The sequence below is a fragment of the Nitrospira japonica genome, from assembly GCF_900169565.1.
GTDB lineage: Bacteria > Nitrospirota > Nitrospiria > Nitrospirales > Nitrospiraceae > Nitrospira_C > Nitrospira_C japonica_A.
Genome location: NZ_LT828648.1, coordinates 3,089,415 through 3,103,305 on the forward strand (window position 1 = coordinate 3,089,415; position 13,891 = coordinate 3,103,305).

The window sequence follows — 13,891 nt, forward strand, 5'->3', positions numbered from 1 at the left end:
CCGCGCCGATACCGGGGCGGGCCGTCCGGTCATGATGCAACGACATGATGACCCCGCGTAGATTTTCGATGATCCGCGAGTTCCACCTTGCGGATTTTCTGACGCTGGCCAACGCCGCCTGCGGCGTCGGCGCGGTGCTCTTCAGCATGCGCTACATGGGCAGCGGCGCCTCGGCTGATTTTCTCACGGCGGCGGCGCTGGTTCCCGGAGCGCTGCTGTTCGACTGGCTCGACGGACGCGTCGCCCGCTGGCGGCACGAGCATACCGCGCTCGGTCGCGAACTCGATTCGCTTGCCGACATTCTCTCCTTCGGCATGGCGCCCGCCGCGCTCGGCTATGCCGCCGGCCTGCGGGGCGGATGGGATTGGTTCGCCCTGACCTTTTTCGTCTGCTGCGGAGTGAGCCGCCTGGCCCGTTACAACGTCACGGCCGAACAGCTGTCCGCCGGCGGTGACAAAGTCGCCTACTTCGAAGGGACGCCGATTCCGACCACGGTCCTGCTCGCCGGCCTCTTGGCGATCCTCCTGTGGCAGGATCGGCTGGGCGAACGACTCTATGGAGGAGTCTGGACAATCGGCGTGGCCGATCTGCATCCCCTGTCACTGTTGTTCGTGCTTTCCGGGAGTCTCATGATCAGCAAAACCCTGAAGATCCCCAAGATCTGAATTCATCCGGAGGATCGGATGAGAAAGTCGGCGGACCGTCTCCGCTATGCTCCCAGCGACCTGATCACGTTTTTAGCCTCCCCCTTTGCATCCTGGATGGATCGTTACCATCTGGAGTACCCCGGCGCCGCCGAACCGGACGAGCGGACTGAAGACGACGGGCTGATCGCCAAGACCGGAGCCCGGCACGAACAGGCCGTCCTCGAAGAGTTCCGGACGTCCGACGCCCGCATGGTAGAGATCACCACGCGGGACTTCACCCAGGCGCTGACGCAGACCAAGTCCGCCGTCACGGCCAGAACCCCGGTCATCTATCAGGCCGCACTCGAAGAGGGAGATTTCTCTGGCTTCGCGGACTTTCTCCTGCTGGATCCGTCCGGCGATTATCAGGTCTGGGATACGAAGCTTGCCCGCTCGCCCAAACCGTACTATGCCATTCAGCTCTGCTGTTATTCCGAGATGCTCGCCTCGATCACAGGCGTACGGCCCGACACGTTCGGCGTGATCCTGGGCAACGGCGAGCGTGTCCCGTTCAAGCTCGAATCCTTCGTGTATTACTACCGCCATCTGAAACAGCAATTCCTCATGTTACAGGCCGGTTTCACCGGCGACCTCCACGACCGGCCTGAGCCGGCCCCCCGCGCCGACCATGGCCGCTGGACTTCCCATGCAGACCGCTTTTTTCGAGACCGCGACCACCTCGTCATGGTCGCCGGCATCACGACCGGCCAGATCAAAAAGCTCTTGAAGGCCGGCCTCACGACCGCGGCGCAGTTGGCCGACGCGTCCTCGGTGAAAGTTGCGAACCTCGACCAGGCTTCGCTCGACAAGCTCGCGGCGCAGGCCAGACTCCAGCGGCAGACGATCGAAGACCGGCTGACCGATCCTGAGGCGCCCCCGCGATTCGAGATCCTGCCGCACGCCGGTCCGAACGGAGAGGCAGTCGGATTTGCCGCGCTGCCTCCTGACGATCCGGGCGACGTCTGGTTCGACATGGAGGGCTACCCGCTGGCTCCCGGCGGCCTCGAATATCTGTTCGGCTGCTGCACACGGGAACCGAGCGGACCAGTCTATCGATATTGGGATTGGTGGGCCCACGACCGGGACGGGGAGAAGCGCGCGTTCGAAGAGTTCGTCGATTGGGCGTTCGACCGGTGGAAGAAGTATCCCCGCATGCACATCTACCATTACGCGCCCTATGAGCCGAGCGCCATACGGCGGCTGAGTACGCGCCATGACAGCCGGCAGGACGAAGTGGACGAACTGCTGCGGCGCAACGTGTTCGTGGATCTCTTTCGCATCGTCCGGCAGGGACTGCGCGTGGGAGCCGACAACTATTCCATCAAGTCCGTCGAACGTCTGTACCGACCCAAGCGGGCGACGGAGGTCGCGAGCGGAGCCGATTCGATCGTGGCCTATAGCCGGTGGATCGAAAGCGGGCAGGCCGGCGATTGGCGGCAGAGCGCCGTGCTCAAGAACATTCGGGACTACAACGAGGACGATTGCCGGTCCACGGCCGAGCTCCTCGACTGGATGAGGGCTCTGGCCACAACACGACATCTCCTTCCACCGTCTCCACGATCTGTTCCAGCGCAGGACGAGCCACGTGAACTCCCGCAGGCCGTGATTGACAGGATCGAAACCGTGGCGCAGCTGCGGAAGCGGCGGGACTCTGTCGCTCTCACGCTCGCCGACCTGGTCGAATTTCACCGGCGCGAACAGAAGCCCGTATGGTGGCGGATGTTCGATCGTGCCGCCGCGACGCCGGATCAGCTGCGCGACGATCCGGGATGCATCGAAGGATTGACGGCCGACGGACCCTGCTCGACGGAAAAACGTTCACTTCTCCAAGCCTACCGATTCGATCCGGCGCAGGAATGCAGGCTGGCCGCCTCCGACCAGGTGCGGTTCGTCCATAACCTTGACGCCACGTTCACCATCGCCGATCTCGATGCAGCCATGGGCCGGCTGACGTTGAAAATCGGCCGACAGAGCCTGGGAGACAAGTGCGGTGGAGTCTTTCCGACCGAGGGATCGCTGCTGCAGAATGAATTCGTCTCGCCGGCCGGCATCCCTGATGCCTTGGCCAGGGTGGCGGCCTCCCACCTGTCCGATACGCTGCCCAAACCGGTCACGGCATTGTTGACCAGGCAGGCGCCGGCTGCGCCGATGCAACAGGCAGGTGAATCCACCATCGACGCGGCTCTACGTATCGCCCGCTCCATGGACGGAGGTTGCCTCGTCGTTCAAGGCCCTCCGGGTACGGGAAAGACCTATGCGGCATCCCGCGTCATCGTGGCATTGCTCGAGAGGGGCAAGAGAATCGGCATCGCCTCGAACAGCCATAAAGCCATTATCAATCTGGTGAAAGCATGCGGCGAAGCGCTCGGTCCCGGTTTGAAGGGCGTCAAGGCCGGAGGCGAGCTGGATAGAGATCTGCACGAAGCCTATCCCGGATTGCTCCATGTTGCGAGCAACAATGACGCGAAGAGTCGATACGTGGAGGGCCTGGTGGGCGGCACGGCGTGGCTCTTCACCAGGGACGAATGGATCGATACGCTCGACTACCTGTTCATCGACGAAGCGGGACAAGTTCCGCTCGCCAACGCGGTCGCCATGGCCGGAAGCGCCCGTAACCTCGTCCTGCTGGGCGATCAGATGCAGTTGGAACAACCGATTCAAGGTTCCCATCCCGGAGACGCGGGCCTGTCGGTGCTGCAATATGCGCTCAAGGATGAAGCAGCCAGCCTGCCGGACGCTCCCGTCTTCCATGCGGTTGTGCCGCCGGACTACGGACTCTTTCTTGGAGAATCCCGACGGATGCACCCCTCGGTGTGCCGGTTCATCTCCGAAAGCATCTACGAAACGCGTCTCACGTCTCATCCCGATTGCGCGAGACAACGGATCGAGGCCAATCCAGTCACGCGTCGGTTCGTCGGCAAGGAGGCAGGCCTGATCTTGAGCCCCGTCGAACACGACGGGAACGTCCTGCGGAGTGACGAGGAAATCATCCGGGTCCAAGCCCTCTACCGGGAACTGCTCGGCCGGCCCTACACGGACAAGCACGGGAAGACGAGACCGCTCGCCCTCGCGGACTTTCTCTTCATCGCGCCGTATAACGCCCAGGTGCGGGCCCTGCAAGACACGCTGCCGGCCGGCGCGCGCGTGGGCAGCGTCGACAAGTTTCAGGGGCAAGAGGCGCCGGTCTGCATCCTCTCTCTCTGTTCGAGCTACGGAGAATATGGCTCTCGCGGGCTGGCCTTCATTCTGGACCGCAACCGCATCAACGTCGCGGTCTCGCGCGCCCAATGCCTGGCCGTCGTGGTCGCGGATCCTCGTATTGCCTGCTCGTTCCCTGGATCGGTGAAGGACATGATGCTGCTCAACTTGTTCTGCAAACTGGCCGACGCATCAGCGGGCGATTAGGCGGCAGACGGGCACGGGCAATCTCATCGTCGGCTTCGCTCGAGGACGTTTCTGATGCCGGCCTGGAGACGGGATTCAGTCCATTCAACGGATGGCAACACGGCATGCCATACAAGAGCCATTGCCTGCTTGAGATCGTCCGGCTTTGCATCGATGGTTCGCACGAAATCCTCGTGAGGCCGATCCTGCCGGTAATTGGGCTGCCTCGCCGGCTGTTTCAGATATCGCGCGATGAGCGCGCCGTCCATGCCATGCAGGAGAGTCCCATGGAACAAGAGGGAACGTCTGGTCCTCCGCTGCGCGTTCCCGGATATCTTCCTTTCACCGACGGCCAGGTCGCTGATGCCGCAAAAGACCGTATCGGGCTCCCAACGGCGGATCACCGATGCGATCCGGTCGAGGACGAACCGGTTGGTCGTGCGGATGCTCTCCAAATCCGGATGCAGGTCCTGCCTCGCGACAAGCGCGTAGGACAGGCAGCCAGGCCCCTGTAAGACGGTCCCGCCACCGCTGATCCGGCGTAGGATTTCCACCCCGTCGCGTTCGCAGGCGGCCACGTGCACGTCGTCGCCGGCGCGCGAGCTTCGGCCCAGCACGACGAAGCAGCGGTCGCTCTCCCAGAAGCGCAGCAGCGGTTCGCCGCCGTGCTCTTCCATCTGATCGAGTAAGACTTCGTCGAGCGCGATGTTCTCGACCGGCGAGGGCAGGGTCAGATCCAGCAGACGGAACCGATGCCGTCCGTTAGCGCTTGGAGTAGAGATGGGTGGGATATCCATGAAACGCTTCGGCTGCTTCCATCACCGTCTCGCTCAACGTCGGGTGGGGGTGGATCGACGCGGCGACGTCCTCCGCCACGGCCCCCATTTCGACGGCGAGAACTCCCTCGGCGATCAACTCGCCGGCGCCGACGCCGCAGATGCCGACGCCGAGCACGCGGCCTGATTCTTTGTCGAGGATCAGTTTCGTGAGACCGTCGTTGCGACCCAACGTCGTGGCGCGTCCGGATGCCAGCCAGGGAAACTTGGTGACGGTCACCGCTTGGCCTGCAGCCTTGGCCGCTTCCTCGGTCAGACCGCACCAGGCGATCTCGGGGTCCGTGAAGACGACGGCTGGAACCGCTGTGGCATCGAAGGCGGTCTGTTGGCCGGCAATCACCCTGGCGGCGATCAGGCCTTCATGCGTCGCCTTGTGGGCGAGCATCGGCTCGCCTGCGACGTCGCCGATTGCGAAAATCGCCGGCTCGGCCGTGCGCAGCTGTCGGTCCACCTGCACGAAGCCTTTGGCGGTCAGCGCGACCTTGGTGGTCTCGAGTCCCAGCTGCTCCGTATTGGGGCGCCGCCCGACTGCGACGAGCACCCGGTCGAACACCTCGGTCGTGCTTCCGCCGGATCCGGCCAGCGTCGCGGCAATCCCGTCCTTCCGCGATTCCAACTTATCGACCTTCGTTTCGAGCTTGATCGCTTTGAAGCGCCGTTCCATCCGCTGCTGCAGCGGCCGTATCAAGTCTAGATCGGCGCCGTTCAATAGCCGGGGCAGGGCTTCGACCACCGTCACCTCGGATCTCAACGCATGATAGACCGTACCCAGCTCAAGACCGATGTAGCCTCCGCCCACGACCAGCAACCGGGCGGGAACATCCGGCAGGTCCAGCGCACCGGTCGAATCCATCACCCGAGGATCGTCGATCGCAAGCGAGCCCGGTACGACCGGACGAGAGCCGGTGGCCAGGATGGCGTGGGCGAAGGTCAATTCGCGGGAGCCTCCGGAGCCGTTCAACGACAGTGTCGTCTTGTCCTTGAAGGTCGCGCGCGCCTGGATCAACTCGACCTTGCGGCTGCCAGCCAGTGCCTGCACCCCCTTCGTCAGTTTGGCGATGATCGTCTTCACCCTGCGGCGCAGCGTCTCGAGATCGACGCGAGGCTTGTCGAACTCAATGCCCCAGGCCCGGGCGTCTTCCGCTTCGCTGATCACGCGCGCCGCATGCAACAGCGCTTTCGACGGGATGCAGCCGCGCAGCAGGCACACGCCGCCCGGCTGGGCTTCCTGATCGACCACCACCGTCCGTAACCCGAGGTCCGCAGCTTGAAAGGCGGCCGCATAGCCTCCCGGCCCGGCACCGATCACCACCACATCGCACTCTGTTTCAGCCATCGATTCCCCTTTGACGATCAAACCCTAAATACCAAGCTCCAAATCCCAAGTTTCGGATTTTGTGCTTCGGATTTCGAGTTTGGATTTCCAGTTTCGTATTTCGACATTCGTATTTCGTATTTGTAACTCTTACAGTCCTAGAAACATTCCCTGGAAATCTTCCAGCACCTTCACGATCTCGTTCGTAAACCGCGCGCCATCGGCGCCGTCCACCAGGCGATGATCGTACGCAACGCACAATCGGAGGATATGGCGCGGGACCAGTTGGCCATCGCGATATACCGGCGTCATGCGGGCCTTGCCCACTCCGAGAATGCCGACCTGCGGCGGATAGATGATCGGCGTGAACGGCCCCGCGCCCAACCCGCCCATGTTGCTGACGGTGAACGTGGCTCCGCGCAACTCCTCGAGCTTTACCTCGCGCTTGCGCGTCCGCTCGGCCAGATCGGCCAGTTCCAGGGAAATCTGCAGCAGATCTTTCTGATCGACGTGATGGACCACCGGGACGATGAGTCCCGCGGGCGTCTCCACGGCCACGCCGATGTTGTAGTAGTCCTTGTAGATCACTTCGCCGTTGGTCAGATCGAGCGTGGCGTTCAGCTGCGGATAGAGTTTGAGCGCATGCACCGAGGCTTTGAGGAACAGGCTGGACAGGGTGAGTGTGGCGCCCTTCTTCTTGAACTGCGGGGCATACCGTTTATGGAGCTGCATCAGGTCAGTGATATCGGCGTCCTGGAACTGGTGGACGTGCGGAATGTTCGTCCAGGCCTGGGTCATGTTGGAGGCGATCTTCCGGCGAAGCGATGGGAGAGTTTCCCTGCGTTCGGTTCCGTACATCGTCGAAAAGACTTTGCCCGGCAGTCCTGCGTGACCAGCAGGGGCGGCGGCGCCACGCGACCGTTCACGCACATGGGCTTTGACGTCTTCCGCCGTGATCCGCCCGCCGGCCTCCGATCCTTTGACCTGAGTCAAATCGACTCCCAGTTCACGCGCCAGCCTGCGGACGGACGGAGGCGCAGGAATGGCGGCGCCGGAAGATGCCGACTGAACGGCTTCACGCTTGACTGACGCCGGGGCAACCGATGGTTGCGGAGCCTGGGCTCCATCGGAGTTTGGCTGACTGTGTAACGCGGGTTCCGCCGTCGCTTGAGACGACGTGGCGTCCTTTTGTTCGACCGGCTCCTCAGGCGGTTTTTGCTCGGCCGTTTTCTGTTCGGCTGGTTTCTGTTCAGCTGGTTTTCGCTCGACCGGTTTCTGTTCGGCCGGTTTGGCGGGCGCTGGAGCCTTCGACGTCGCCGGTTGGGCAATTTGTTGAGGCGTCGACGCCGCTGCAGGCTGCTCCTGTTCAGCTGTCTTGGGAGGCGACCCGCCGCCATCCAAATCGACGAGAGCCTGGCCGACCTTCACATGATCGCCCTGGCGGACCAGCAGCTTCATCACCGTTCCACCGGACGGCGCCGGAACCGGCACGGTGGCCTTTTCCGTTTCGAGTTCGATCAGTGATTGGCCTTCTGCGACATGATCACCTTCCTTGACGAGGACCTGGACCACGTCGCCGCCTTCGACGCCGTCCGCCAAAAATGGAAGTTCTACTTTCATAACTGTTCCTTTAGATACATTGGATCAGCGGGAACACTACCCGTACCATTGATCAGGCGCCTGCCGCTCAACGTTTCCAGGGCGCCTCATCGTGCGGATTCAGTCCCAGATCCTTGACGGCATTCCGGATCGTCTCAGGCTTGACCGTCCCATCGCGCCGATGCAGCGCATAGAGGGCAGCCACGACCATGTGCTCCGCGTCGATCTCGAAAAAGCGCCGGAGGGCCTTGCGCGTATCACTCCGCCCAAAGCCGTCCGTGCCCAGCGCCAGCAGGCCCCCCGGCAACCAGGGGGAGATCTGTTGACTCACCAACCGCACGTAGTCGCTCACGGCCACGCAGGGTCCGTCGAGCGATCGTGCGATCTTCTGGAGATAGCTCTCCCGCGGCGGCTCCTCCGGATGCCACATGTTCCACCGCTCGGCTTCGAGCGTCCTCATACGCAGCGTCTTGTAACTGGTCACGCTCCATACGTCCGCCGATACGCCGTAGCGTTCCCGTAATAGGTCCTGCGCGCGCAAGGCCTCGATGACCAACGTGCCGCTGGCCAACAGATGGGCGCGAGGTTCGTGCCGTCCGCCATGCGCGGGGGCCGGCCGGAAACAATACATCCCCTCGCGGATGCCCTGCTCGGCGCCGGCGGGCATGGCCGGCATCGGATAGGATTCATTGTAGAGCGTCACGTAGTACGACAATTCTTCCTGATCCTGGTACATGCGTTTCATGCCGTCCTGCAGAATGACCGCCAGCTCGAACATGAAGGCGGGATCGTAGCAGGCGATCGTGGGAAACGCGTCCGCCAGCAGATGGCTCTGCCCGTCCTGGTGCTGCAGCCCTTCTCCTTCCAACGTCGTACGCCCGGCCGTCGCGCCCAACAGAAAGCCCCTCGTCCGCATGTCGGAGGCGGCCCAAATCAAGTCCCCCACGCGCTGGAACCCGAACATGGAATAGAAAATAAACAGGGGAATGGTGTTGAGCTTGTGCGTGGCGTAGGCGGTACCGGCGGCGATGAACGAGGACATCGCTCCGGCCTCCGTGATGCCCTCTTCGAGAATCTGGCCGTTGGTCGCCTCGAAGTAATAGAGCAGCGAACTCTTGTCGACCGGTTCATACAGCTGCCCGACGTGCGAGTAGATGCCGTATTGCCGGAACAGCGCTTCGAGTCCGAACGTGCGGGCCTCATCGGGAATGATCGGCACGAGATGCTTGCCGAAGTCTTTGATGCTCAAGAGCCGGCCCAACATGCGGGCAAACCCCATCGTGGTCGAGACCGGCCGGTCTCCCGATCCTCCGATGAACTCCTTGAACTGCTCCAGCGGCGGCGGCTCGAGCGGTTCCACGTTCACCCGGCGTTCCGGCAAAAACCCGCCCATCGCTTCACGGCGCTCGACGAGGTACGCCGCCTCGGGACTTCCGGCCGGCGGCTTGAAGAACGGCGTCGAGCCCAGCTGATCATCCGGTACCGGCACGCCGAACCGGGTGCGGAACTCGCGCAGCTCGTGCTCGTTCATCTTTTTCTGTTGATGGGTGACGTTGCGGCCTTCGCCCGCTTCACCCAATCCATAGCCTTTGATCGTTTTCGCCAGGATCACCGTCGGCCGGCCCTTGTGCTCGACGGCGGCCTTGTAGGCCGCGTAGACCTTCCTCGGATCGTGGCCGCCGCGCATCATCTTGTGGATCTGTTCGTCCGACAGGTTCTCCACCATCTTCAACAGCTTCGGCTCGACGCCGAAAAAGTGCTTGCGGACATAGGCGCCTCCTTCCACGGTGTACTTCTGATACCACCCGTCGAGAACTTCGCCCATTCGCCTCACCAACAGCCCTTCGTCGTCCTTCGCGAGCAGCGGATCCCAATCGCTGCCCCAAATGACCTTGATGACGTTCCAGCCGGCGCCACGGAAACTCGCCTCCAATTCCTGGATGATCTTGCCGTTGCCGCGCACCGGTCCGTCGAGGCGTTGAAGATTGCAATTCACCACCCAGATCAGATTGTCGAGCCGTTCGCGCGCTGCCAGCGAGATCGCTCCAAGGCTCTCCGGCTCGTCGGTTTCGCCGTCGCCCACGAACGCCCACACGCGGCGGCCGGCCGTGTCTTTCAAACCCCTGTCTTGGAGATACCGGTTGAAGCGCGCCTGGTAGATCGACATGATCGGGCCGAGTCCCATCGAGACGGTCGGAAACTCCCAGTAGTCAGGCAGCAGCCATGGATGCGGATACGACGGAAGTCCCATCCCGCCGGTGGCCAGCTCGCGCCGGAAGTGATGCAGCGATCCTTCGGACAGGCGGCCTTCGACGAAGCCGCGCGCATAGATGCCGGGAACGGCATGGCCCTGGAAGTAGACGAGGTCGCCTCCGCCGGGATGGTCCTTTCCACGGAGAAAGTGGTTGAACGCGACCTCGTACAGGGTCGCAGCCGACGCAAAGGTGGAGATATGTCCGCCGATACCGGGATGCTGCTTGTTGGCCTTGACGACCATCGCCATCGCATTCCAGCGGACGAAGCTGCGGATGCGGCGTTCGATTTCCAGGTTTCCCGGATAAGCCGGTTCCTGTGAGGCAGGAATGGTATTGACGTAGGGTGTATTGAGCGGAGCGGACACGGGCGTCCCCCGCGAACCCAGCCGCTCGCGGAGCCGCTCGAACAGATAGGACGCGCGGTCGGCGCCCTTCGCTTCCAGCACGTAGTCCAGCGACTCCAGCCACTCGCGGGTTTCTTCCGGATCGCCGTCGGTCTGCGCGTCTCGATGAGTACGATCGTCGTCGCCCATACGATCTCCTCGGGACTGTCAGTTCATCTTACAGAGGGGAGGGGAGCGAGCGCAAAAGAAACCGGCGGGTCTCTGAACAGGACGGGCGCAGGCCCGAAGAGCGGCCGGGCCTAAAAGTGTATCGCCCCGGGGCCGCTCTTCGAAAGCCATTCCCTATCTCGCGGCGCGTAACGAGCTCAGCGGCTGCTGACCTGCGTCTTGGCGTCGCGGAAATGATTCGGCAGCGGCATGATGCAGTTGGGATTGAACCCCGCCGCTTTCAACGTATCGATGCTCCCCAGCACCTTGTCGTTCTTGAGGTCGATCACGGTGATGGATCCGTCGCTCATGCCCTCCAGGTTGAGCAGGCTGTTCTGCACGAACAGATACCGTTCGTCCGGCGACAGGACCGTATGGTGCGCGCCGGCGGCGGCCGGAATGGCCTTGAGAAATTTCGGATGCGCGGGATCGCTGTTGTCATACAGGTTGACGAATCCGGGTTTGGCCGTCGTGACGTACAGCCGATCTCCTTTGGCGTTGTACATCATTTCCAGCGGCATGCCCTGGTCTCGCGGGCCGAAGTCGTCCACTTGATGGAAGGAGAAGGTCTTAGTCTTGGGGTCCCAGATTCCGGCCCACAGCGTGGCTTCCAGCATGTTGGTGATGTGCACGACCGGCGGATTGGTATTGGGTGAGAACATGATTTCAACCGGCGCCGATTTCGTCGAGGGCTTGGACGACAGCTTGTGCGTCGAGAGCACCTTCCCGGTGCTGGCTTCCAACACCGACACCGTCTCGCCCTGCTCCGACATGTCCGGCTTGACCGTGCTGGTCACCAGGACCCGGTCGATGCCGTTGTGGATGGCGATCCCATGCGGATAGAGGACGAACGCGGCAGGATCGGTCGAACTCAGGGTCTTGATCGGCTTGTCCTTGACGGCATCGCCCATGATCACGTTGCTCGATCCCATACAGGTCAGATACCAGGTCTTGTTGTCTTCCGACACCACCAGATCCTCGCCGACCTTGCAATCCGGCACCTCGATCGCGCGCAGGCGATAGGGGAACTTCGTGAGATCCACGACGTGGAGGAGACTCTTTCCCAGGGCCGTGACGTACGCCTTGGTACGATCGCGGTTGAAGAAGATGTGATGGGCGACCAGATCGGATGGCAGCGGAATCTCCATCAGGATCTTGCCGAAGTCCTGCGACTCGGGATCGATCTCCATGATGGCGATGCCTTCGCGCCGCACGGGCTGATCCGGTTTGCTTTCATAGTTCAACAGGGCGAGCAGTTCCGCCGACGCGAGGGACGCGCATGAGAGCAGCAGGCCGAGCGTCAACGATAGAAGTCTGATTGGTTTCATGGAAGCCTCCTTGTCTGAAAGCGACTGAGGGAAGAACGGTACACCTCTCCGTGGAGACAAGCAATGGCTTTACGACCATGACACGAGAACCCGTGCTTTCAATGCGTGCTTTCTCCATGGCATCGGCGTATCTTAGAAGAAACGAGCAGGAGAGATTGCCCATGAAACACATGCAGGTACGCTGATGAAAGTTGCCGTAGGTCTCCTGATCGCACTGGTGGTACTGGTCGCCATCGTCCTGTCGCTGCCGTTTCTCATCGATCTCAACAAGTATCAAGACCAGTACAAACCGCTCATCGAAGAGGCGCTCAATCGCAAAGTCCACTTGCAGGATATTCGCCTGACGATTTGGCCCAGGATCGGCGCCAGAGTCGCCGGCTTCACCGTGCTGGATGATCCGTCCTTCGGCGCAGAGGCCTTTGCCTCGCTCGGGTCGCTCGACGTCGGCGTCAAACTCATGCCCTTGCTCAGCGGGCAGGTGGTGGTCGAAGAGATCACGCTTCGCGATCCGGTGATCACGGTCATCAAAAACAAGAACGGCGTGCTGAACGTCTCGACCATCGGCCGCACCGGCGCGGCAACCCCGCAGAAGCCGTCACGGGCGCCGGTTCCGTCCGCGGAAGGCCCGCTCAAGATCCTGGCCATGCTGGCCGTCGATCAGGTATCGATCGAGCGGGGCAAATTGACGTATCGGGATCTCTCGTCCGGCAAGCAGACCGAATACGTTCTGCAAGATATGGATCTGTTGCTCCAATCCGTTCAGCTCGGCGAGACCCCCACCCTCCACTTCCGCACGCTGGTCCAACCGATGAACATCCCGGTGCGGCTCGACGGGGCCTTCGGCCCCCTCAAGGAATCCGCCGATCTCGACGCGATCCGGTTCAAACTTGCCGTCGGCAAGATCGACGCCGTCATCATCGGCAAGACGGCGGGACGGAACATGAACCTGAACGTCAGCGCCCCTGTCATCAATACGGCGGACCTGCCGATCGCGCTCCCGCTGCAGAAGCCGGTCGAACTGAACAGTCTCGAGATCGCTGCGGAGGTTCAAGGTCAGGAAGTGCATCTACGCAATGCGTCGTTCCAAATTTTCGGCGGGCAGATCGCGGCGCAGGGATCACTCACATCCGGTTCCGAGGCCCCGCCCTTTACCGGAAAACTGAAGATGCAGGGTGTGCAACTCGGCCCGGCGCTCAACGCACTGGCGACAAGCAAAGTCACAATGAGCGGCACAACAGATGCCGATCTATCACTGCAAGGTCAAGGCTTTACCATGCCAGACCTCACGAAACACTTGAAAGGCACGGGACGCGTTGCCGCGAAAGACGGCAGGATCGAGCAGGTGGGTCTGCTCGCAGAAGCGTTCACCATTCTCAAGGTGGCCGGCATCCAGCTCGACCATCCGAAAACGACGGTCTTCTCCACGGTCCAGACCGACCTGGGGGTCGAAGAGGGAACCCTGCAGCTGCGCAATCTCTTGATGGACAGTCACGATTTCCAGGCGACCGGCGGCGGGACGGTCGGGTTCGATCAGGCCCTGAACATGCTCGTGAATCTCAACCTGTCGCAGGAACTCAGCGGAAAGGTGGTCAGCTCCTCGAACGTCGCCAGGGTTGCCATGAAGGACGGGCGCCTCCGCCTGCCGCTCACGATCACCGGTACGACCCAGGCGCCATCATACGGCATCGATCTCAAATCTCTCACCGGCAGGGTACAGGAACAGGCGAAGAAAAAAGCCGAGGAGACGGTCAGGGGTCTGCTCAAAGGCACCGTGAAGCCGGAAGACCTGAAGCAGCAGGGCAAGGATTTCCTCAAAGAACTGTCGATTCCCTGAAAGAGAATCCAAATCCTAAAACTCAAATCCCAAATACCAAAGTCTGAAATTCGAAATCCGAAACCGCATTCTCCGATCTTGCAATTTTCTCCCGGCCAACCGT

8 protein-coding genes are annotated in these 13,891 nt (G+C 61.9%); 3 read left to right on the plus strand and 5 right to left on the minus strand.

The genetic code is table 11. From position 1 onward, the window contains the following. Window positions 1-44: 44 nt before the first annotated feature. Window positions 45-665: a CDP-alcohol phosphatidyltransferase family protein gene (locus tag NSJP_RS14735; protein WP_197685428.1), complete on the plus strand. Its 621-nt coding sequence runs from the start codon at window positions 45-47 to the stop codon at window positions 663-665. Window positions 666-683: 18 nt separating this feature from the next. Further along, the gene (locus NSJP_RS14740; protein ID WP_080887625.1) at window positions 684-4,091 is read left to right on the plus strand and encodes a TM0106 family RecB-like putative nuclease; all 3,408 of its coding nucleotides are present in this window, start codon (window positions 684-686) and stop codon (window positions 4,089-4,091) included. Between the two features lie 23 nt (window positions 4,092-4,114). On the opposite strand, the gene NSJP_RS14745 is transcribed toward NSJP_RS14740, so the two are convergent. From NSJP_RS14745 to NSJP_RS14765, 5 genes are all read right to left on the minus strand, one after another. Further along, entirely contained in the window at window positions 4,115-4,867 is a 753-nt protein-coding gene (locus tag NSJP_RS14745) for a lipoate--protein ligase family protein (protein ID WP_080887626.1), read from the minus strand. Further along, complete coding sequence (lpdA, locus tag NSJP_RS14750; RefSeq protein WP_080887627.1) at window positions 4,833-6,242, minus strand: dihydrolipoyl dehydrogenase; 1,410 nt, start codon at window positions 6,240-6,242, stop codon at window positions 4,833-4,835. Before lpdA ends, NSJP_RS14745 begins: the two co-directional genes overlap by 35 nt. A gap of 129 nt (window positions 6,243-6,371) precedes the next feature. After that, on the minus strand, window positions 6,372-7,841 hold the full coding sequence (locus tag NSJP_RS14755) for a 2-oxo acid dehydrogenase subunit E2 (RefSeq protein ID WP_080887628.1): 1,470 nt from the start codon (window positions 7,839-7,841) through the stop codon (window positions 6,372-6,374). Between the two features lie 67 nt (window positions 7,842-7,908). Then, window positions 7,909-10,608 (minus strand): pyruvate dehydrogenase (acetyl-transferring), homodimeric type, encoded by a 2,700-nt coding sequence (aceE, locus tag NSJP_RS14760; protein ID WP_080887629.1) that lies wholly within the window; start codon window positions 10,606-10,608, stop codon window positions 7,909-7,911. Window positions 10,609-10,784: 176 nt separating this feature from the next. Beyond that, window positions 10,785-11,954 carry a YncE family protein gene (locus NSJP_RS14765; RefSeq protein ID WP_080887630.1) on the minus strand — a complete coding sequence of 390 codons (1,170 nt, stop codon included), beginning with the start codon at window positions 11,952-11,954 and terminating at the stop codon, window positions 10,785-10,787. 184 nt (window positions 11,955-12,138) lie between these two features. On the opposite strand from NSJP_RS14765, the gene NSJP_RS14770 reads away from it, so the two are divergent. Continuing rightward, on the plus strand, window positions 12,139-13,788 hold the full coding sequence (locus tag NSJP_RS14770) for an AsmA-like C-terminal region-containing protein (RefSeq protein ID WP_080887631.1): 1,650 nt from the start codon (window positions 12,139-12,141) through the stop codon (window positions 13,786-13,788). Window positions 13,789-13,891 lie beyond the last annotated feature (103 nt).